This window comes from Dechloromonas sp. H13 (assembly GCF_009469615.1).
Lineage (GTDB): Bacteria > Pseudomonadota > Gammaproteobacteria > Burkholderiales > Rhodocyclaceae > Azonexus.
Genome location: NZ_SSXX01000002.1, coordinates 77,861 through 97,566, shown reverse-complemented (window position 1 = coordinate 97,566; position 19,706 = coordinate 77,861). Strand labels below are relative to the sequence as shown.

Sequence of the window (19,706 nt, the reverse complement as noted above, 5' to 3'; positions counted from 1 at the left end):
GTGTTACGCCGGCTGTTCGAGCCAGCGCGTGACGCCGAGCGGCGCCCGGTCGGCTTCCTCGAAGGTGACCAGTTCCCAGGCGTCCTGGCGGGTCAGCAGTTCGCGGGCCAACTGATTGTTCAGCGCGTGGCCGCCCTTGTGCGACGAGTAGGCGGCGAGCAGCGGATGACCGAGCAGGTAGAGGTCGCCGACCGCGTCGAGGATCTTGTGTTTGACGAATTCGTCGCCGTAGCGCAGACCGTCCTGGTTGAGGACGCGGAACTCGTCGAGGACGATGGCGTTTTCCAGCCCGCCGCCGAGGGCGAGACCGTTCTCGCGCAGGTATTCCACTTCCTGCATGAAGCCGAAGGTGCGGGCGCGGGAAATTTCGCGCACGTAGGAGTGTTCGGCAAAATCCATCTCGGCCATTTGCGCCGATTTGTCGATGGCCGGGTGATTGAAGACGATCGAGAACGACAGCCGATAGCCGTCGTAGGGCTCGAAACGCGCCCACTTGTCGCCGTCGCGAACCTCGACCGGCTTGGTGACGCGGATGAATTTCTTGGCCGCGTTCTGTTCCTCGATCCCGGCCGACTGGATCAGGAAGATGAACGGTGCCGCCGAACCGTCGAGGATGGGCACTTCCGGCGCATCCAGGTCGACCCAGGCGTTGTCGATGCCGAGACCGGCGAAGGCCGACATCAGGTGCTCGATGGTGCCGACCTTGACCCCGTCCTTTTCCAGACAGGAACACATGCGGGTGTCGCCGACCATGAAGGCGGCAGCGGGAATGTCCAGCGGCTCGGGCAGGTCGACGCGACGGAAGACGATGCCGGTATCGGGAGCGGCCGGGCGCAGGATCATGTTGACCTTGATGCCGCCATGCAGCCCGACGCCGGAGGCGCGGATGACAGTCTTGAGCGTGCGTTGCTTGAGCATGCAAGTGCTTGAATAATCGGGGGAGCGTCACATTATAACACAACGTGACGCCGCCCTTTTTCAGAGAGGTGAAGCGCCGGTCAATCCGCCTGTTTGCGCAGGAAGGCCGGGATGTCGTAGCGATCGACGCCGCTGTTGGCCAGTGCCTCGACCGTCACGTTGCGCTGCCCGCGACGGACGACCGACGGCACCTCGAGATCCGCGTAGTTAACCGCCGAGGTCGGTGCAAACGCCACGGCGTCACTGGTGCCGGTCGCCATCGCCTGAACGACCGGCGTATTGACCACCTCGAAGGTCTGGCGGGCGCGTGCCACCTGGCCGAGGCCGGTCGCCACCACCGTCACGCGCAGGGCGTCACCCATCGACTCGTCGTAAACGGCACCGAAGATGATATGGGCGTCTTCGGCGGCGAACGCCTTGACGGTGTTCATCACCTCGTTGACTTCCTTCATCTTGAGGCCGCTGCGTGCTGCCGTGATATTGACTAGCACGCCCTTGGCGCCGGACAGGTTGACGCCTTCAAGCAGCGGCGAGGCGACGGCCTGTTCGGCGGCGATGCGCGCGCGGTCGACGCCGGCGGCCGACGACGAGCCCATCATGGCGCGGCCCATCTCGCCCATCACCGTGCGCACGTCCTCGAAGTCGACGTTGACCAGGCCCGGGTAGGTGATGATTTCGGCGATGCCGCCGACGGCGTTCTTCAGCACGTCGTCGGCCGCCTTGAAGCAATGGTCGACATCGGCGTCGTCGCCCATGACTTCCATCAGCTTGTCGTTGAGGATGACGATCAGCGAATCGACGTGCTTGGAGAACTCGGCGATGCCGGCTTCGGCCGCCTTCATCCGCTTGCCGCCCTCGAAGCCGAACGGCTTGGTGACGACGCCGACGGTCAGGATGCCCATTTCGCGGGCGATTTCGGCGACCACAGGGGCGGCGCCGGTACCCGTGCCGCCGCCCATTCCGGCGGTGATGAAGGCCATGTGGGCGCCTTCCAGCGAGGCTCGGATGTCCTCGCGGTGCGACTCGGCCGCGGCCTGGCCAGCTTCCGGCTTGGCACCGGCGCCGAGGCCGGTCTTGCCGAGCGACAGCTTGGACGGTGCCGCGTTGCGCTTGAGTGCTTGGGCGTCGGTGTTGGCGGCGATGAATTCGACGCCGTTAACGCCCTCGTTGATCATGTGCTCGATGGCATTGCCGCCCGCACCGCCGACACCAAACACCTTGATGATCGTGCCGCACTCTTCTTCCTTCTCGATGATCTCAAACATGGTGACTACCTCCTCTGAAAAACCGTTGGACTAACAATCAAAAATTCTTGGAGAACCAGGATTTCATGCCGTCGAAGACATCCTTGACGCCCTGTTTTTCCTTGATCTTCTGGCCCCGCTTGCGCTGCGCCTGGGCTTCCAGCAGCAGGCCGAACGACGTTGAAAAGCGCGGACTCTGGACGACGTCCGCCAGACTGCCGGTGTATTTCGGACTCCCCAGACGGACCGGCATGTGGAAGATTTCCTCGCCCAGCTCGACCATGCCAGGCATGACGCTGGCGCCGCCGGTCAGCACGATGCCGGACGACAGCACCTCCTCGAAACCGGCACGGCGCAGCTCGTGCTGGATCAGTTCGTAGAGTTCCTCGACGCGCGGCTGGATGACGTCGGCCAGCGCGCGGCGGCTCAATTTGCGGCTCGGACGGTCGTCGACCCCGGCGACCTCCATGCTCGCCGAAGCATCGGCCAGTTGCGCCAGCGCGCAGCCGTACTTGCACTTGATGTCCTCGGCCTCGCGGGTCGGCGTGCGCAGCGCCATGGCGATGTCGTTGGTGATCTGGTCGCCGGCGATGGGGATCACCGAGGTATGGCGGATCGCCCCCTGCGTCCAGACCGCGAGGTCGGTCGTGCCACCGCCGATGTCGATCAGGCAGACGCCGAGATCCTTCTCGTCCTCCGACAGCACGGCGTAGCTCGAAGCCAGCGGCTGCAGCACCAGGTCGTTCACCTCCAGCCCGCAGCGGCGCACGCACTTGACGATGTTCTGGGCGGCCGAGACGGCGCCAGTGACGATGTGCGTCTTCACTTCTAGGCGCATGCCGCTCATGCCGATCGGCTCGCGAATGCCGTCCTGGCCGTCGATGACGAATTCCTGGGTGAGGATGTGCAGGATTTCCTGGTCGGCCGGGATCGGCATCGCCTTGGCCGTCTCGATGACGCGCTCGACGTCGGAAGGCGTCACTTCCTTGTCCTTGATCGCCACCATGCCGTTCGAATTGAAGCTCTTGATGTGGCTGCCGGCGATCCCCGTGTACACGTCCTTCACCTTGCAGTCGGCCATCAGCTCTACCTCCTGCACGACGCGGCTGATGGTATGTACCGTTTCCTCGATGTTGACCACGACGCCCTTCTTCAAGCCTCGCGAATCCTGCGAGCCCATGCCGATGACGTTAAGCCGCCCCTCCTGGTTGATCTCGGCGACCAGCGCGACGATTTTCGACGTCCCGATGTCGAGCCCGACGACCAGATCCTTGTTATCCCTGCTCATATGCCTACTTTCCCTTCCCTTCCCCAGCGACTCGCATCGCAAAGCCGTTCGGATACCGCAAATCGACCACCGCCGGCCTGACCGTCCGTTTGCCGATCAGCTCCGGATAAACCTCGATGAAACGCGCCAGACGCACCCCCACCGGCGACTTGGGCTGTTCGCGGCCGATGTCCACGAGCATCCCGTTGTCCAGTTTCAGCTGCCAGGCCAGGCGCGGCGACAGCGCGACCTGCACCGGCTTCTGCGCCAGCGGCTGAAAGTTGCCGACGAACTCGGCGTAGCGCTTGAGCACTTCCGGCGCCGTGCCCGGCGGGCCGTACAGCAAGGGCAGGGCCGCCAGCTCCGCTTCCGGCGGCGTCGCGGCGAAGACCTCGCCGAAGCTGTTGACCAGTTCGCCGCGCCCCTCGCCCCAACGCGCCACCGGACGGTGTTCCTCGATCTTCACTTCCAGGCGCGCCGGCCAGACGCGGCGCAGCTCCACCTTGCGCACCCAGGGCATCTTCTCCAGCGCCCCGCGCACCGCTTCCAGGTCGAGGCTGAAGAAGTTGCCGCGCAAGGCACCCGCCAGCGTCTGCTCGATATCGGCCCGCTGCGTATGGGGCAGTTCCTGCAGGAACTCCACGTGCCGCACCGGCAAGGTCGGCACGCGCACCAGCCAGACGGCGCCGGCGGCGAGCAGCGCCGCCGCTGCGACCAGCATCAGCAGATCGGCCAAGGCGTTGAGCAGGTGCGGTTTGTTCCACATTCATCGTCTCAGTCGTTGGCGGCCAGTTCGAGCACGCGACGCACCAGCGTCGGGTAGTCCATGCCGGCCACGCGCGCCGCCATCGGCACCAGCGAGTGGTCGGTCATGCCGGGCGCTGTGTTCACCTCGAGGAAATAATGATTGCCCTCCTCGTCCATCAGGAAATCGACCCGCCCCCAGCCGCGCCCGCCGAGAATGCGGAAGGCCTCCAGCGCGCCCTGGCGGATCTCCATCTCCTTGGCTTCCGGCAGGCCGCACGGGCACAGGTAGCGCGTGTCGTCGCGGTTGTACTTGGCCTCGTAGTCGTAGAACTCGGTCGCCGGTTCAATCTTGATGATCGGCAGGGCCACCATGTCGTCGCCGCGGCCGATGATGCCGACCGTGTATTCGCCGCCCATGACGCCCCGTTCGGCGATCACCAGTGGGTCGTATTTCGCCGCTTCGGCGTAGGCGAGTTGCAGGGCGCCGTGTTCCTTGACCTTGCTGATGCCGATCGACGACCCCTCGTGCGCCGGCTTGACGAAGAGCGGCAGGCCGAGTTCGTCCTCGACGTCGGCGAAGTCGGAATCGGCCGTCAGCAGGGCGTATTCGGGAATCGGCAGACCCGCCGCCTGCCACATCAGCTTGGTGCGGAACTTGTCCATCGCCAGTGCCGAGGCCAGCACGCCGGAGCCGGTGTAGGGAATGTGCATGACCTCCAGCGCGCCCTGGATCGTGCCGTCCTCGCCATGCCGGCCGTGCAGTGCGATGAAGGCGCGGTCGTAGCCCTTCAGCGCGTCGAGCGGCTGCTCGGCGGGATCGAAGGGATGGGCGTCGATGCCCTGTCCCTGCAGCGCGGCCAGCACCCGCGAGCCGCTGTTGAGGGAAACCTCACGTTCGGCGGACGTGCCGCCGAAGAGGACTGCCACCTTGCCGAAGCCGCTCATTTGAACTCCACCACCTTGCCCGGCACGGCGCCGATCGAACCGGCGCCCATGCACAACACCACGTCGCCGTCGCGGGCGACCTCCATGATCGTTTGCGGCATCACCGCAATGTCCTCGACGAACACCGGCTCCACCTTGCCGGCGACGCGCAGCGCGCGGGCCAGCGATCGGCCGTCGGCGGCGACGATGGGCGCCTCGCCGGCGGCATAGATCTCGGCCAGCAACAGTGCGTCGACCGTGGACAACACCTTGACGAAGTCCTCGAAGCAGTCGCGCGTCCGCGTGTAGCGGTGCGGCTGGAAGGCGAGCACCAGGCGGCGGCCGGGGAAGGCACCGCGAGCGGCGGCCAGCGTCGCCGCCATCTCGACCGGATGGTGGCCGTAGTCGTCGACCAGCGTGAAGCTGCCGCCGGCTGGCAGGACCACTTCTCCATAGCGCTGGAATCGGCGGCCGACGCCCTTGAACTCGGCCAGCGCCTTGACGATGGCGGCATCGGCGACCTGCAGTTCGGTCGCCACGGCGATCGCCGCCAGCGCGTTGAGGACGTTGTGCAGGCCCGGCGTGTTAAGCGTGATCGACAGCCGCGTCGTCGTGCCGTTGACGCGCACGCAGTCGAAGCGCATCTGGCCTTCGGCGGCGACGATGTTCTCGGCGTAGAAATTGCATCCCGGCGTCAGGCCGTAGGTGACGATCTGCCGTGATACCTGCGGCATGATGGCGCGCACGTTGGGATCGTCGGCACAGAGCACGGCGACGCCGTAGAACGGCAGTCGGCTGAGGAAATCGACGAAGGCCCCCTTCAGCCGCTCGAAATCGTGGCCGTAGGTTTCCATGTGGTCGGCGTCGATGTTGGTGACCACCGAGATGACCGGCGACAGGAAGAGGAAGGAGGCGTCGGATTCGTCGGCTTCGGCCACCAGGAAATCGCCGCTACCCAGGCGGGCGTTGGCGCCGGCGGCGTTCAGCCGGCCGCCGATGACGAAGGTCGGATCGATGCCGCCCTCGGCCAGGATGCTGGTGACCAGGCTGGTCGTCGTCGTCTTGCCGTGCGTGCCCGCGATGGCGATGCCGCGTTTGAGGCGCATCAGCTCGGCCAGCATCTGGGCGCGCGGAACGACCGGGATCTTGCCCTCGCGGGCGGCGACGACTTCCGGATTGTCGGCCCTGACGGCGGTAGACACGACGACCGCCTGGGCACCTGTGATATTGGCGGCGGCATGGCCGATCATCACGCTGACCCCCTCGCCTTCGAGGCGGCGCGTCGTCGCGCTCGCCGCGAGATCGGAACCGCTGACCGTGTAACCGAGGTGGACCAGCACTTCGGCGATGCCGCTCATCCCCGAGCCGCCGACGCCGACGAAGTGGATGTGTTTGACCTTGTGTTTCATTTCGCACTCTCCGCGCAGATGTTCGCCACTTCTTCGGTGGCATCGGGCTTGGCCAGGCTGCGGGCTTTTTCGGCCATTTCCAGCAGTTGACCGCGGCTGTAGTTGCGGATTAGCGCGATGGCCTCCGGCGTAAGTTCGCCCTGCGGCAGCAGGAAGGCGCCGCCGGCATGGACCAGGAAGCGTGCGTTCCCGGTCTGGTGGTCGTCGACCGCGTGCGGGAACGGCACCAGGATGCTCGCGACGCCGGCCGCCGCCAGTTCCGCCACGGTCAACGCGCCGGCCCGGCAGATGACCAGATCGGCCCATTCGTAGGCGCCGGCCATGTCCTCGATGAAGGCAACGCAATGCGCCGGCACGCCGGCCGCCGCGTAGTTGGCCTTGAGCGCCTCGAGATGCTTCTCGCCGGCCTGATGGACGATTTGCGGCAACTCGTTCTCGCCGAGCAAGGCCATGCCCTGCGGGATAACTTCGTTGAGCGCCTGCGCGCCCAGGCTGCCGCCGATGACCAGCAGGCGCAGGGCGCCGCCGCGCCCGGCGAGGCGTTCGGCCGGCGGCGCCAGACGGGCGATCTCCGGACGCACCGGGTTGCCGGCCCAGACACCCTTTTTCAGCACCTCCGGGAAACCGGTCGCGATACGGTCGGCGACGCCGGCCAGCACGCGGTTGGCCAGCCCGGCGACCGAATTCTGCTCATGCACCACCAGCGGCCTGCCGAGCAGCGCCGCCATCATGCCGCCGGGGAAGGTGATGTAGCCGCCCATGCCGAGCACGACGTTCGGCTGCACATGGCGGATGGCCTTCTGCGCCTGCCAGAACCCGCGCAGCAGGTTGAGCGGCAACAACAGCTTGCGCAGGAGGCCTTTGCCGCGCAGCGCGGCGAACTTGACCCAGACCATCTCGAAGCCGTGCTGTGGCACCAGACGGGCCTCCATGCCCTCCGGATTGCCCAGCCAGACGACGCGCCAGCCGCGTTCGCGCATTTTCTCTGCGACGGCGAGGGCCGGGAAAATGTGGCCGCCGGTGCCGCCGGCCATGATCAGGATGGTCCGGCTCATAGCTTCCCACCCCGCATCAACTGCCTATTCTCCCAGTCGACCCGCAGCAGGATCGCCAGCGCCACGCAGTTGGCCAGGATCCCCGACCCGCCGAAGCTCATCAGCGGCAGCGTCAGCCCCTTGGTGGGCAGCAGGCCCATATTGACGCCCATGTTGATGAAGGACTGGACGCCGATCCAGATGCCGATGCCCATGGCGACCAGTGCCGGGTAGAGGCGGTCGAGTTGCACCGACTGGCGGCCGATGGCGAAGGCGCGCTGGACGACCAGCGCGAACAGCGCGATGACCGCCAGCACGCCGAAGAAGCCTAGTTCCTCGGCGATCACCGCGAGCAGGAAGTCGGTATGCGCTTCCGGCAGGTAGAAGAGCTTTTCGACGCTGGCGCCGAGCCCGACGCCGAACAGTTCGCCGCGCCCGAAGGCGATCAGCGAATGCGAGAGCTGGTAGCCGCGGCCGAAGGCATCGGCCCACGGGTCCATGAAGCCGAACACGCGGTCGCGGCGGTAGGGCGAGACGATGATCAGCACCGCGAAGGCCGCCAGCAGGCCGACGATGAGCAGCGCGAACAGGCGCGCCTTGAGGCCGCCGAGGAAGAGGATGCCCATGGCGATCGCGATGATGACGACGAAGGCGCCGAAGTCCGGCTCCTTGAGCAGCAGCATGCCGACCACGGCCATGGCGCCGAACATCGGCAGGAATGCCTGCTTGAGGTCGTGCATGACGTTGATCTTGCGCACCGTGTAGTCGGCGGCGTAAAGCACGGCGAACAGCTTCATCAGTTCCGACGGCTGCAGGTTGGCGAAGCCGAGCGGCAGCCAGCGGCGGGCGCCGTTCACGTCCTTGCCGATACCGGGAATCAGCACGATCGCCAGCAGCGCGACGCCGACCATGAAGAGCAGCGGCGCGTAGCGCTGCCACAGGCTGAGCGGCACCTGGAAGGCGACCGCGGCGGCGATCAGGCCGATGCTCAGGAACACCGCATGGCGCGTCAGGTAGTAGGTCGGCTGGTAGCCGGTGGTGCGTCCAGCCTCGGCGATGGCGATCGACGCCGAATAGACCATGACCATGCCGGTGAACAGCAGCAGCAGCACACTCCACAACAGCGCGTAGTCGATTTCGGCCAGCTGGCGGCGCGGGGTTTCGAGGGCGTTGAGCATCATGCCGACAGACTCCTGACCGCGACGATGAACGCCTCGGCCCGCTGCGCGTAGTCACGGTACATGTCGAGACTGGCGCAGGCCGGCGACAACAGCACGCAGTCGCCTGCCTTGGCCTGGCCGGCCAGCCAGCGCACGGCGGCGTCCATGTTGGCGGCGCGCTCGACCGGCAGGCCGCAGCCGGCGATCGCCCGTGCAATGGAGTCGGCATCGCGGCCGATCAGCGCCACGGCGCGGCCGTGTTCCTTGAGCGCGGCCTGCAGCGGTGCGAAATCCTGGCCCTTGCCGTCGCCGCCGAGCACGATGGCGACCTTGCGTCCCATGCCGCGGATGGCGGCCAGCGTGGCGCCGACGTTGGTGCCCTTGGAGTCGTCGACGTAGAGTACGCCGGCAATCTCGGCCACCGTCTCGACCCGGTGCGGCAGGCCGGCGAACGACTTCAGCGGGGCGACCAGACGTTCCGGGGCGACGCCGATGGCGTCGCACAGGGCGAGCGCCGCCATCGCGTTGGCGGCATTGTGCAATCCGGCCAGTTGCAGGGCGTCGACCGCAACCAGCGGCCGGCTGCCCTTGCAGATCGCCCCGCCGGCCAGCCCGTAATCGACCCCGCGCGGCGCAGCGTCGAGGCCGAAGGTCAGCATCTTGCGCCCGCAACGGCCGTTGGCCATCGACCAGTCGTCGTCGCGATTGAGGATCATCGCACCCTTGCCCTGGAAGACGCGCGACTTGGCGGCGGCGTAGTTGGCCAGGCTGCCGTCATAGCGGTCGAGGTGGTCCTCCGAGACGTTGAGTACGGTCGCCGCGTCGGCCTTCAGGTGATGTGTCGTTTCGAGCTGGAAGCTCGACAGCTCGACCACCCAGACCTGCGGTAGCGTGCCGGCATCCAGCGCATCCATCAGCGCGTCGAGGGCCGACGGCGAGATGTTGCCGCAGGCGATCGCCGGCACCCCGGCGCCGTTCAGCAGATGGGCGGTCAGCGCGGTGGTCGTCGTCTTGCCGTTGCTGCCGGTGATGGCGACGATCTTCGAGGCAGGCGCCAGCTCGCGCACGCCGGCGGCGAACAATTCGATTTCCGAGATCACCGGCACGTCGACCGCAGCGATCGCCGGCGTCGCCTTCGGCACGCCCGGCGACAGCGCGACGAAATCGCTACCGGCGAAGGTCGCGGCGACGAACGGTCCGGCGACCAATTCGGCATCCGGCGCGGCATCACGCAGCGCCTCGACGTTCGGCGGGTTGTCGCGCGAATCGGCGACGCGCACCCTGGCGCCCTGGCGCTGCAGCCACCTGGCCATCGCCAGCCCGGACTCCCCGAGCCCGACGACCACAACGCGTTTGCCCCGAAGTTCCATGTTTTAGCGCAGCTTCAGCGAAGACAGCCCGATCAGCACGAGCATGATGGTGATTATCCAGAAGCGGACGACGACCTGCGTCTCCTTCCAGCCCGTTTGTTCGAAGTGGTGGTGCAGCGGCGCCATGCGCAGGATGCGCCGGCCCTCGCCGAACTTCTTCTTGGTGTATTTGAAGTAGCTGACCTGCAGCATCACCGACAGCGTCTCGACGACGAAAACGCCGCCCATGATCAGCAGGACGATTTCCTGGCGCAGGATCACCGCCACGGTACCGAGCGCGGCCCCGAGCGCCAGCGCGCCGACATCACCCATGAAGACCTCGGCCGGATAGGCGTTGAACCACAGGAAGCCGAGCCCGGCCCCGGCGATGGCGCCGAGCAGGATGCACAGCTCGCCGGCCCCCGGCACGTAGGGGATGAACAAATACTTGGCGTAGACCGCGTGGCCGGTCACGTAGGCGAAGACGACGAAGGCGGAGGCGATCATCACCGTCGGCATGATCGCCAGGCCGTCGAGGCCGTCGGTCAGGTTGACCGCATTGCTGGTGCCGACGATGACGAAATAGGTCAGGGTGATGAAGCCGACGACGCCCAGCGGATAGGCGACGGTCTTGAAGAAGGGCACGATCAGTTCGGTCTGCGCCCCGGACTTGGCCGAGAAGGCGAGGAACAGTGCGGCACCGAGACCGAGCAGCGACTGCCAGAAATACTTCCAGCCGGCCGACAACCCCTTCGGGTCGCGATAGACGACCTTCTTCCAGTCGTCGTACCAGCCGACGATGCCGAAGCCGAGGGTGACGACCAGCACCGTCCACACGTACTTGTTGGTCAGGTCGCCCCAGAGCAGCGTCGTGATGCCGATGGCGATGAGGATCAGCACGCCGCCCATGGTCGGCGTGCCGGACTTGACCAGATGGGTCTGAGGGCCGTCGGTGCGCACCGCCTGACCGATCTTCTTTTCTGCCAGCCAGCGGATGACGCGCGGCCCGATGGCGAACGAAAGCAGCAGCGCCGTCATCGCCGCCAGCACGGTGCGCAGCGTGATGTAATTGAAGACGTTGAAGAAGCGCACGTCCTGGGCGAGCCACTGTGCCAATGCGAGCAGCATCAGATTTCCTCCTCGGTGCTGATGGCGTCGGCCACCCGCTCCATCTTCATGAAGCGGGATCCCTTCACCAGCACGGTGGTTTCCGGCCCCAGTTCCTTGTTGACCGCAGCGATCAGCTTGTCGACATTGCAGAAATGCCGCGCGCCGTCGCCGAAGTTGCGCACCGCCTGCTGGCTGGCGTCGCCGAGCGCGAACAGGCGATCGATGCCCTGGCTCTTGGCGTAGCCGCCGATCTCGTCGTGGTACTGGCCGCTGGCTTCGCCGATCTCGCCCATGTCGCCGAGCACCAGCACCTTGTGGCCGATGGTCGCGGCCAGCACATCGATGCCGGCACGCACCGAGTCCGGATTGGCGTTGTAGGTATCGTCGAGCACCACGGCGCCGGCAACGCCGCGGCGTTTCTGCAAGCGCCCCTTGACGCCGGCGAACCCTTCCAGCCCGGCGACCACCGCCGCCAGCGGGACGCCGGCAGCCAGACAGGAAGCCGCAGCGGCGACCGCGTTGCGGGCGTTATGGCGGCCGGGCACCGGCAGCCGGAACTCCGCGCTGCCTTCGGGCGCCGTCAGCGCCAGCCGTGTTTCCAGCCCGTGCTGGTGGACCGCCGCATGCACGTCGGCGGCCTGCTCGATGCCGAAGCTGCGCACCGCATGCGCACCGGCCATCTGCCGCCAGAGCGCCGCATAGCGGTCGTCGGCATTGACCACGGCGACGCCGTCGGCCGCCAGGCCGCTGAAGATGCTGCCCTTCTCGCGCGCCACCTCGTCCATGGCGCCCATGCCTTCGAGATGAGCGCGCTGGGCGTTGGTGATCACCGCCACGGTCGGCGCGCCGAGGGGCGCCAGATAGGCGATCTCGCCGGGATGGTTCATGCCCATCTCGATGACCGCCGCACGATGGCCGGCGTGGAGGCCGAGCAGGGTCAGCGGCAGGCCGATATCGTTGTTCAGGTTGCCGCGGGTAGCCAGCACGGCGTCGCCGAAATGCGCCCGGAGAATGGTGGCGATCATTTCCTTGGTCGTCGTCTTGCCGTTCGAGCCGGTGACGGCGATCACCGGTACGGCGAAACGGGCGCGCCAGGCGGCGGCCAGCCTGCCGAGGGCGAGCCGCGTATCATCGACCACCAGCGCCGGGACACCGGCCGGCAGGCGGGCCGCATCGCTGACCAGCAATGCGGCGGCACCCGCCGCGGCCGCCTGATCGAGGAAATCATGGGCATCGAAGCGCTCGCCGCGCAGCGCGACGAACAACTGCCCGGCCCCGATGGCGCGCGTATCGGTCGACACGCCGGCGATCGCCAGGTCGGCGCCGACCAGCCGGCCGCCGATGGCGTCGCGAATATCGGAGAGCAGCCAGTTCATCATGCGACCTCCCGCTTGCCGTGACGGCGCAGATCAAGTGCGAGCCGCGCCTGTTCGAGATCGGAAAACGGCGTCCGCACGCCGGCGCGCTCCTGGTAGGCTTCGTGGCCCTTACCGGCCAGCAGCACGACGTCGGTAACCGCCGCCCGGCAGATGGCGCGGCGAATCGCCTCCGCGCGGTCGACTTCGGATTCCGCCGTGCCTGCACCGGCGCGGATGTCGGCGATTATCCGCTCGGGATCCTCGCCGCGCGGGTTGTCGCTGGTCAGCAGCACACGATCGGCAAGGCGGACCGCCACTTCGCCCATCTGCGGCCGCTTGCCCGGGTCGCGGTCGCCGCCGCAACCGAAGACGACCTCGAGGCGGCCGCCCCGTGCATTCGCGACGGCGCGAAGGGTGAGCAGCACGTTCTCCAGGGCATCCGGCGTATGCGCGTAGTCGACGACGACCAGCGGTTCGCCGACGCAACCCAGACGCTCCAGGCGACCGGCCGGTGCATGCACGTTGGACAGCCGGCGCGCCACATCGTCCGCGACAACGCCGGCATCATGCAGCACCGCGGCAACGGCGAGCAGGTTGGAGACGTTGTAGCGCCCGAGCAGCGGGGTCTCGACCACTGCACTGCCGTCCGGCAGGACCAGCGTGAAGCGCTGCCCTTGCGGCGTCTCGCACAACTGCTCGGCGCGTACCGCCGCGCCCGTGTCGCCAATCGCGTAGCCGAGCACCGTGGCGGCGGTCGTCGCGCCGGCCAGCTGGCGGCCGAGCGCGTCGTCGAGATTGACGATCGCCGTGCGCAGCCCCGGCCAGATGAACAGTTTTCGCTTGGCCGCCGCGTAGGCTTCCATGCTGCCGTGGTAGTCGAGATGGTCGCGGGTGAAATTGGTGAACACCGCGACATCGACGCGGGCGCCGTTCATGCGCCCCTCCTCGATGCCGATCGAACTGGCTTCGAGCGCGCAGGCTTCGGCGCCGGCGCGCCGGAAACCGGCGAGCAGGCGCATCAGCGTCGTCGCCTCCGGGGTCGTGAACCCGGTTTCGGCCAGCGCCCCGGGGAAGCCGGCGCCCAGCGTCCCGATCACCGCGCAGCGGCGCACGTGTACCTGGGCGATGAACTGGCTGACCGTCGTCTTGCCGTTGGTGCCGGTGATGGCGATCAGCGACAGCCCCTCACTCGGCGCACCATGCACGGCATGGGCGAGCGGGCCGGCCAGCGCGCGCAGAGCGTCGACCTGCAGGTTGGCTGCGGTCCACGCCGGGTTCCAGGCAAAATCGCCGCCCGCCTGCCAGAGGACGGCCGCCGCCCCGCGCGCCAGCGCATCGCCGATGTAGCGGCGGCCATCGGCGAGATCGCCGGGATAGGCGAGGAAGAGGTCGCCGGGCGCGACCTGGCGGCTGTCGTCGGCGACGCCGGCGGCCTTCACGCCGAGTGCTGCCAGGCGGTCGAGAATCTCGCGCGGCGTATTCACAGCGGACCCTTCCTGACCGACGCCTCGGCCACCTGGACCGGCGCGTCCGGAACGATGCCGAGGGTGCGCAGCGAGGCGCCCATCACCTGCGAAAACACCGGCGCTGCGACCTCGCCGCCGTAGTGCTTGCCCGCGCTGGGTTCGTCGATCATCACCGCGACGATCAGCCGCGGGTCCGAAACCGGCGCGAAGCCGACGAAGGCCGACACGTACTTGTTGGCATAGGCACCGCCGACCAGCTTGTGCGCGGTACCCGTCTTGCCGCCGACGCGGTAGCCCGGCACGCGCGCCTTGGGCGCCGTGCCCTCCGGACCGGCCGCCATTTCCAGCATGGCGCGCATCTCGCGCGCCGTCTGCGCAGTGAACACCGGCACGCCGTGCACGGCTGGCTGATCGACCTTGAGCAGGGTCAGCGGAATCAGGTCGCCGTCACGCGCAAAGACCGAGTAGGCGCGCGCCAGCTGGATCAAACTCACTGAAATGCCGTGGCCGTAGGACATCGTCGCCTGCTCGATCGGCCGCCAGTTCTTCCACGGCCGCAGGCGGCCGGTGACCTCGCCCGGGAAGCCGAGCTGCGGCACCTGCCCGAAGCCGACGGCATCGAACATCTGCCACATTTCCTGCGGCGGAATGGTGAGCGCCATCTTGGTGACGCCGACGTTGGAGGATTTCTGGATCACCTGGGCGACGGTCAGGGCGCCATGCGGATGGGCGTCGGAGATCGTCGCGTTGCCGATCGTCAGACGCCCCGGCGCGCAGTTGATCACGCTGTCGGGGCGGAACTTGCCCTTTTCCAGCGCCAGCGCGGCCGTAAACGGCTTCAACGTGGAACCCGGCTCGAAGGTGTCGGTAAAGGCGCGGTTGCGCAACTGGGCACCCGACAGGTTTTCGCGATTGTTGGGGTTGTAGGTCGGCCAGTTCGCCAGCGCCAGAACCTCGCCGCTCTGGACGTCGAGCACCACGATGCCGCCGGCCTTGGCGTTGTTGCTTTCGACCGCCGCCTTGAGCTGGCTGAACGCGATGTACTGGATCTTCGAATCGAGCGCCAGGCGGATTTCCTTGCCATCCTGCGGCGGCTTCAGGGCGCCGACGTCCTCGATGATATTGCCGCGGCGGTCGCGGATCACGCTGCGGCTCCCCGGATGACCCAGCAAGCTTTGCTGGAAGGCGAGCTCGACCCCTTCCAGCCCCTTGTCGTCCACGCCGGTGAAGCCGACGATATGCGCCGTCATGTCGCCGGTCGGGTAGTAGCGGCGGTACTCCTTCTCCTGGTGCACGCCCGGCAGCTTGAGGGCGGCGATGCGGTCGGCAGTTTCCGGCGGCACCTGACGCTTGATGAAGACGAAGGTCTTTTCCGGGGCGATCTTGCCGTCCAGTTCGCGCACGCTCATGTCGAGCAGGGCGGCCAGCTGCTGCTTCTGCACCGCGCTCATCGTCCGCGCGTCGCCGGGAATCGCCCAGACCGACTTCATCGGCGTCGACACGGCCAGCATGTCGCCGTTGCGGTCGATGATCTTGCCGCGCGAGGCCGACACCTCGATATCGCGGCGGTAGCGCGATTCGCCCTTCTCCTGCAGAAAATCGTTGTTGATCACCTGCAGGTAGAAGCCGCGCCCGACCAGCGCCGCGAAGGCGCCCATCAGCAACAGTCCGACGGTGCGTGAACGCCAGCCCTGCAGGGCCAGTTGCAGCACCGGGCTTTCGGCGAAGCGATGGCCGCGTTGCGGACGACGACGGACGACCATCAGCGCACCGCCTTCTTTTTGGCCGCGCCGGCGGCCGGTTTGTCGACCACGCGCCCCACCGCATCCGGGGTCACCATGTGCAGCCGGCTGCGGGCGATCTGCTCGATGCGCGGATGCGTCGCCCAGGTGGACAATTCGAGCTGCAGCTGGCCGTACTCGATATCCAGCTTGCGCACCCGCTCCTGCTCGCCCTCCAGATCCTGGAACAGCTTGCGCGCGCGGTGCTGGGAGGTCACCACACCCAGCGCACAAACGACGGCGACGAGAAGGAGGATCATGTTGAAGCGAACCATTACAGTTTTTCGGCGACCCGCATCACGGCGCTGCGCGCCCGCGGATTGGCGGCGATCTCGGCGGCCGACGGCTTGACCGCCCGGCCGACCAGGCGCAGCTTCGGCTTCGGCAACTGATCGGCGCGCAGCGGCAGGTTCTTCGGCAGGTCGTCGGCAGTCGATTGCGCGCGCATGAAGTTCTTGACGATGCGGTCCTCGAGGGAGTGAAAGGAAATCACCACCAGCCGGCCGCCCGGCCTGAGCAGTTCGGCCGCCTGCGGCAGCGCTACTTCCAGCTGGCCGAGTTCCTGATTGATATGAATCCGTAGAGCTTGAAAGCTGCGCGTCGCCGCGTCCTGCCCTGGCTCACGGGTGCGCACGGCCGCGCGTACGAGGGCCGCGAATTGCGCTGTGGTGACAATGGGCTGTTCGAGCCGAGCAGCCACAACCTTCTTTGCAATCTGGAAAGCAAACCGTTCTTCGCCATAATCCCTGATGACCTCCGTTATTTCCCTTGTTTCGGCGCGCGCCAGCCACTCGGCCGCCGTTTCCCCCCGCGTGGTATCCATGCGCATGTCGAGCGGCGCATCGTGGCGAAAGCTGAAGCCGCGTTCGGCATCGTCGAGCTGTGGCGATGAAACGCCGATATCGAAGAGGATGCCGTCCACCTCCTGGACGCCGGCATCGTGCGCCGCCTCGGCGATTTCGCCGAAGGCGCGATGCACCAGCCGGAAACGCGGATCGTTGATTGCCGCCCCCGCGACAATCGCCTGCGGGTCGCGGTCGACCGCCACCAGCCGCCCCTTTTCGCCGAGCGCCGCGAGAATGCGCCGGCTATGCCCGCCGCGACCGAAGGTGGCGTCCATATAAACGCCATCCGCCTTGATCGCCAGGGAACCTACCGCCTCCTCGAGCAGCACCGTGACGTGGGTGCCACCGGCGGTCACAGCACGAGATCTCCAAAGCCTGGCGGCAGATCGCCGGACAGCGCCTCCACGGCCAGATCGTTCTGCTGTTTCCAGCCGGCTTCGCTCCAGATTTCGAAATGGCTGCCCATCCCGACCAGGTAGACAGTCTTTTCGAACTGAGCGTAGTCGCGCAGCTCGGGCGCCACCAGCAGGCGCCCGGCGGAATCCAGCGCCTCGGTGCGCGCATTGCCGACCAGCACGCGCTTGATCGACGCCGCCCGCGGGTCGAGGCTGGAGGCCTTGAGTATCTGGTCGCGGATCGGCTGCCAGGCCGGTGACGGGTAGAGCAGCAGGCAGCGGTGCGGGTGGGCGGTCAGGACCAGCGAGCCCTCGCCGGCGGCGAGCAGGGTCTCGCGGTGCCTTGCCGGTATGGCAAGCCGCCCCTTCGCATCCAGACTGAGTGCCGCAGCCCCCTCGAACATCCCCGCCTCGCTCCTCGTTTACCCACAATTCAACACGTTTTCCCACTTTAAGACATGATTTGTCACCCGTCAATATAAAAATCGGGAATTTTTCTTACGCAACAAGGACTTAGGCGCGAATCCGCAGAGGATTTTAGAAGAAAATAAGCCTTAATAATCAATGCGCGAAATACGACTCTTAAAGTGACTTGTCAGGATTTGGAGAAAATCGGAGCGTCACCGCCAGGCCATGCCGCCGGGGTAAAAACAGAGGAGGGTTTTGGGCCGCGGCGCGTGGTCGACCGCAGCAGGCCGCAGAGCCGCAGGAGCCGCCCGGATCCAAATCCGGGGTTGGCACGGGCCGGCCAGGGAACTACAGCAGCCTGCCCGGGCAAGCCCCCCGGGCAGGCGCAAACGGCGAGCGCCGACGTTACTTCAACTGGCTGAGCTTTTGCTCGATCTTGGGCAAGGGCACAGCGCCCGGGACGCGTTCGCCGTCGGCAAAGAAGATGGTCGGCGTGCCGCTGATGTTGAGGCGGCGCCCGAACTCCTGGTTCTTGACGATCGCCGAGGTATCGCAATCATCCTTGCCGGCCGGCGCACGCCCGTCGACCATCCAGTCATTCCAGGCCCTGGAACGGTCGGCGGCGCACCAGATCTGCTTCGATTTGCGGATCGAATCCTCGGACAGGATAGGATAAAGGAAGGTATAGATGGTCACGTTGTCAAGCTTCTGCAGGTCCTTGGCCAGCCGCTTGCAGTAGCCGCAGTTGGGATCCTCGAAGGTCGCCAGCACGCGCTTGCCGTCGCCACGCACCTGCTTGATCGCCCGGTCGAGCGGCAGTTCCGAGAACTTGATCGCCGTCAGCTTGCGCATGCGCTCCTCGGTGACGTTCTTCATCGTCTTGCCTTCGATCAACTGGCCGCCGGCGATGAAGGCCGTCATCTTTTCATCGGTGTAGAGGATGTTGCCGTCGGCGTAGATCTCGTAGAGCCCGAGATAGCCCGACTTGGTGACGCTTTCGACCTTGGCGCCGAGCTTGGCTTCCATCGCCTTCTTGATCTCGGCCTCGTCGGCGCTCGCCAGCGTGGTCCACAGCGCGGCCAGCGCCAGCGGGACGGTTCTTTTCAGCATGCAGTTCTCCTAGAGGGCACCCAGCGCGTAACGCACCAGGGCATTTTTTACAAAGGGTAATCCGTCGGTGGCGCTCAGGCCGAGGTTGCGCAGCGTGCGCAACCCGGGCGGCGAGGCCTTGAACAGGCGGCGCAGGCCGTCGGTGGTGGTCTGCATCAGCGCCGTTTCCTCGCGGCGGGCGCGCTGGTAGCGCTGCAGGAAGCGCTCGCTGCCGATGTCCTGCCACTGCGGCGCGCCAGCCAGCAACGCAGCGAGTTCGCTGGCATCCTGAAAGCCGAGGTTGATGCCGTGCCCCGACAGAGGGTGGATGCCGTGCGCGGCATCCCCGACCAGCGCCAGGCGCGGCGCGACGGTTTGCGGAACGCGCATCAGGCGCAAGGGGAAGGCGGCCGCCGGCGTCAGCAAGTCGAGCCGCCCGAGAGCGTGGCCCCCGGCCTCGGCGACGCGTTCGCAGAAAGTCGCTGCCGGCAGGGCACAGAGTTCATCTGCATGATCATCGGAAGTCGACCACACGATCGAGATGCGGTTCCCCGGCAGCGGCAGGTAGGCGAGCACGCCATCGTCGCGGAACCACTGGAAGGCGACGTTGCGGTGCGGCTTTTCGCTGGCGAGATTGGCGACCACGCCCTTCTCGTCATAGGGCGTATTGACTGCCGACAGCCCGGCCGCCTGGCGCACCCAGGAATCGCGCCCGTCGGCACCGACCACGAGGCGCGCGGAAAGTGCACTGCCGTCGGCCAGCACAAGTTGTGCGGCGTCGGGCCCGAAAGTCAGTTGCTGCGGCGCTGCCGGACAGTGCAGAGTGAGATTGCCCTGCCGCTTGGCGCTTTCCCAGAACTCGCAGGCCATCAGCGACGATTCGAGTATCCAGCCCAGTTCCGGCACGCCCGAGTCGTAGGCCGAGAAGGCCAGCCGGCCGCCGGCATCGCCGCTGATTTCCATGCCGCGAATCGGCGCGATGCGCTCGGTCGCCAGGTGCTTCCAGGCGCCGATCCGCTCGAGGAAGGCGACATTGGCCGGGCTGATCGCGTAGACGCGGGCATCCCAACCCTCCGGGCGGCGCGGCGCCTGGTGTTCGACCAGCGCGATGCGCAGCGGCGCGTCGCGCAGTGCGACGGCAAGGCTCGCGCCGGCGAGGCCGCCGCCGACGATGATCAGGTCAAAATGCTGCATTGCGGCAG

18 protein-coding genes are annotated in these 19,706 nt (G+C 66.9%); all 18 read right to left on the bottom strand.

Going from position 1 to position 19,706, the window contains the following annotated elements; all coding sequences use genetic code 11:
* Window positions 1-3: 3 nt before the first annotated feature.
* Complete coding sequence (gene lpxC / locus GH660_RS04910) at window positions 4-918, bottom strand: UDP-3-O-acyl-N-acetylglucosamine deacetylase (protein WP_153145486.1); 915 nt, start codon at window positions 916-918, stop codon at window positions 4-6.
* Between the two features lie 80 nt (window positions 919-998).
* Entirely contained in the window at window positions 999-2,183 is a 1,185-nt protein-coding gene (ftsZ, locus tag GH660_RS04905; protein ID WP_153145485.1) for a cell division protein FtsZ, read from the bottom strand.
* A 37-nt stretch (window positions 2,184-2,220) separates the two neighbouring features.
* Window positions 2,221-3,450: a cell division protein FtsA gene (ftsA, locus tag GH660_RS04900; RefSeq protein WP_153145484.1), complete on the bottom strand. Its 1,230-nt coding sequence runs from the start codon at window positions 3,448-3,450 to the stop codon at window positions 2,221-2,223.
* 4 nt (window positions 3,451-3,454) lie between these two features.
* A complete protein-coding gene (locus tag GH660_RS04895; protein ID WP_153145483.1) occupies window positions 3,455-4,195 on the bottom strand; it encodes a cell division protein FtsQ/DivIB in 741 nt (246 codons plus the stop codon).
* 8 nt (window positions 4,196-4,203) lie between these two features.
* Window positions 4,204-5,121 carry a D-alanine--D-alanine ligase gene (locus tag GH660_RS04890; protein ID WP_153145482.1) on the bottom strand — a complete coding sequence of 306 codons (918 nt, stop codon included), beginning with the start codon at window positions 5,119-5,121 and terminating at the stop codon, window positions 4,204-4,206.
* Window positions 5,118-6,509 carry a UDP-N-acetylmuramate--L-alanine ligase gene (gene murC, locus GH660_RS04885; protein WP_153145481.1) on the bottom strand — a complete coding sequence of 464 codons (1,392 nt, stop codon included), beginning with the start codon at window positions 6,507-6,509 and terminating at the stop codon, window positions 5,118-5,120. The genes GH660_RS04890 and murC overlap by 4 nt, the downstream gene beginning before the upstream one ends.
* Entirely contained in the window at window positions 6,506-7,564 is a 1,059-nt protein-coding gene (murG, locus tag GH660_RS04880) for an undecaprenyldiphospho-muramoylpentapeptide beta-N-acetylglucosaminyltransferase (protein WP_153145480.1), read from the bottom strand. Before murG ends, murC begins: the two co-directional genes overlap by 4 nt.
* Window positions 7,561-8,724 (bottom strand): putative lipid II flippase FtsW, encoded by a 1,164-nt coding sequence (ftsW, locus tag GH660_RS04875; protein ID WP_153145479.1) that lies wholly within the window; start codon window positions 8,722-8,724, stop codon window positions 7,561-7,563. Before ftsW ends, murG begins: the two co-directional genes overlap by 4 nt.
* A complete protein-coding gene (gene murD / locus GH660_RS04870; RefSeq protein WP_153145478.1) occupies window positions 8,721-10,073 on the bottom strand; it encodes a UDP-N-acetylmuramoyl-L-alanine--D-glutamate ligase in 1,353 nt (450 codons plus the stop codon). The genes ftsW and murD overlap by 4 nt, the downstream gene beginning before the upstream one ends.
* 3 nt (window positions 10,074-10,076) lie before the next feature.
* Complete coding sequence (gene mraY / locus GH660_RS04865) at window positions 10,077-11,180, bottom strand: phospho-N-acetylmuramoyl-pentapeptide-transferase (RefSeq protein WP_153145477.1); 1,104 nt, start codon at window positions 11,178-11,180, stop codon at window positions 10,077-10,079.
* Window positions 11,180-12,538, bottom strand: a complete 1,359-nt coding sequence (gene murF, locus GH660_RS04860; RefSeq protein WP_153146175.1) for a UDP-N-acetylmuramoyl-tripeptide--D-alanyl-D-alanine ligase — start codon at window positions 12,536-12,538, stop codon at window positions 11,180-11,182. Before murF ends, mraY begins: the two co-directional genes overlap by 1 nt.
* A complete protein-coding gene (locus GH660_RS04855) occupies window positions 12,538-14,004 on the bottom strand; it encodes a UDP-N-acetylmuramoyl-L-alanyl-D-glutamate--2,6-diaminopimelate ligase (protein ID WP_153145476.1) in 1,467 nt (488 codons plus the stop codon). Before GH660_RS04855 ends, murF begins: the two co-directional genes overlap by 1 nt.
* Window positions 14,001-15,749, bottom strand: coding sequence for a penicillin-binding protein 2 (locus GH660_RS04850; RefSeq protein ID WP_153145475.1), 1,749 nt, complete (start codon window positions 15,747-15,749; stop codon window positions 14,001-14,003). The genes GH660_RS04855 and GH660_RS04850 overlap by 4 nt, the downstream gene beginning before the upstream one ends.
* The gene (gene ftsL / locus GH660_RS04845; protein ID WP_153145474.1) at window positions 15,749-16,042 is read right to left on the bottom strand and encodes a cell division protein FtsL; all 294 of its coding nucleotides are present in this window, start codon (window positions 16,040-16,042) and stop codon (window positions 15,749-15,751) included. The genes GH660_RS04850 and ftsL overlap by 1 nt, the downstream gene beginning before the upstream one ends.
* On the bottom strand, window positions 16,042-16,968 hold the full coding sequence (gene rsmH / locus GH660_RS04840) for a 16S rRNA (cytosine(1402)-N(4))-methyltransferase RsmH (RefSeq protein WP_153145473.1): 927 nt from the start codon (window positions 16,966-16,968) through the stop codon (window positions 16,042-16,044). Before rsmH ends, ftsL begins: the two co-directional genes overlap by 1 nt.
* On the bottom strand, window positions 16,965-17,411 hold the full coding sequence (gene mraZ, locus GH660_RS04835; RefSeq protein ID WP_153145472.1) for a division/cell wall cluster transcriptional repressor MraZ: 447 nt from the start codon (window positions 17,409-17,411) through the stop codon (window positions 16,965-16,967). The genes rsmH and mraZ overlap by 4 nt, the downstream gene beginning before the upstream one ends.
* Window positions 17,412-17,820: 409 nt before the next feature.
* Window positions 17,821-18,525 (bottom strand): DsbC family protein, encoded by a 705-nt coding sequence (locus tag GH660_RS04830; RefSeq protein ID WP_153145471.1) that lies wholly within the window; start codon window positions 18,523-18,525, stop codon window positions 17,821-17,823.
* Between the two features lie 9 nt (window positions 18,526-18,534).
* Entirely contained in the window at window positions 18,535-19,698 is a 1,164-nt protein-coding gene (locus tag GH660_RS04825) for a UbiH/UbiF family hydroxylase (RefSeq protein ID WP_153145470.1), read from the bottom strand.
* Between the last annotated feature and the right edge of the window lie 8 nt (window positions 19,699-19,706).

Bases quoted from the DNA above. Each gene is read 5' to 3' on its own strand.
- lpxC (WP_153145486.1), bottom strand. From the start codon at position 918: ATGCTCAAGCAACGCACGCTCAAGACTGTCATCCGCGCCTCCGGCGTC.
- ftsZ (WP_153145485.1), bottom strand. From the start codon at position 2,183: ATGTTTGAGATCATCGAGAAGGAAGAAGAGTGCGGCACGATCATCAAG.
- ftsA (WP_153145484.1), bottom strand. From the start codon at position 3,450: ATGAGCAGGGATAACAAGGATCTGGTCGTCGGGCTCGACATCGGGACG.
- GH660_RS04895 (WP_153145483.1), bottom strand. From the start codon at position 4,195: ATGTGGAACAAACCGCACCTGCTCAACGCCTTGGCCGATCTGCTGATG.
- GH660_RS04890 (WP_153145482.1), bottom strand. From the start codon at position 5,121: ATGAGCGGCTTCGGCAAGGTGGCAGTCCTCTTCGGCGGCACGTCCGCC.
- murC (WP_153145481.1), bottom strand. From the start codon at position 6,509: ATGAAACACAAGGTCAAACACATCCACTTCGTCGGCGTCGGCGGCTCG.
- murG (WP_153145480.1), bottom strand. From the start codon at position 7,564: ATGAGCCGGACCATCCTGATCATGGCCGGCGGCACCGGCGGCCACATT.
- ftsW (WP_153145479.1), bottom strand. From the start codon at position 8,724: ATGATGCTCAACGCCCTCGAAACCCCGCGCCGCCAGCTGGCCGAAATC.
- murD (WP_153145478.1), bottom strand. From the start codon at position 10,073: ATGGAACTTCGGGGCAAACGCGTTGTGGTCGTCGGGCTCGGGGAGTCC.
- mraY (WP_153145477.1), bottom strand. From the start codon at position 11,180: ATGCTGCTCGCATTGGCACAGTGGCTCGCCCAGGACGTGCGCTTCTTC.
- murF (WP_153146175.1), bottom strand. From the start codon at position 12,538: ATGAACTGGCTGCTCTCCGATATTCGCGACGCCATCGGCGGCCGGCTG.
- GH660_RS04850 (WP_153145475.1), bottom strand. From the start codon at position 15,749: ATGGTCGTCCGTCGTCGTCCGCAACGCGGCCATCGCTTCGCCGAAAGC.
- ftsL (WP_153145474.1), bottom strand. From the start codon at position 16,042: ATGGTTCGCTTCAACATGATCCTCCTTCTCGTCGCCGTCGTTTGTGCG.
- mraZ (WP_153145472.1), bottom strand. From the start codon at position 17,411: ATGTTCGAGGGGGCTGCGGCACTCAGTCTGGATGCGAAGGGGCGGCTT.
- GH660_RS04830 (WP_153145471.1), bottom strand. From the start codon at position 18,525: ATGCTGAAAAGAACCGTCCCGCTGGCGCTGGCCGCGCTGTGGACCACG.
- GH660_RS04825 (WP_153145470.1), bottom strand. From the start codon at position 19,698: ATGCAGCATTTTGACCTGATCATCGTCGGCGGCGGCCTCGCCGGCGCG.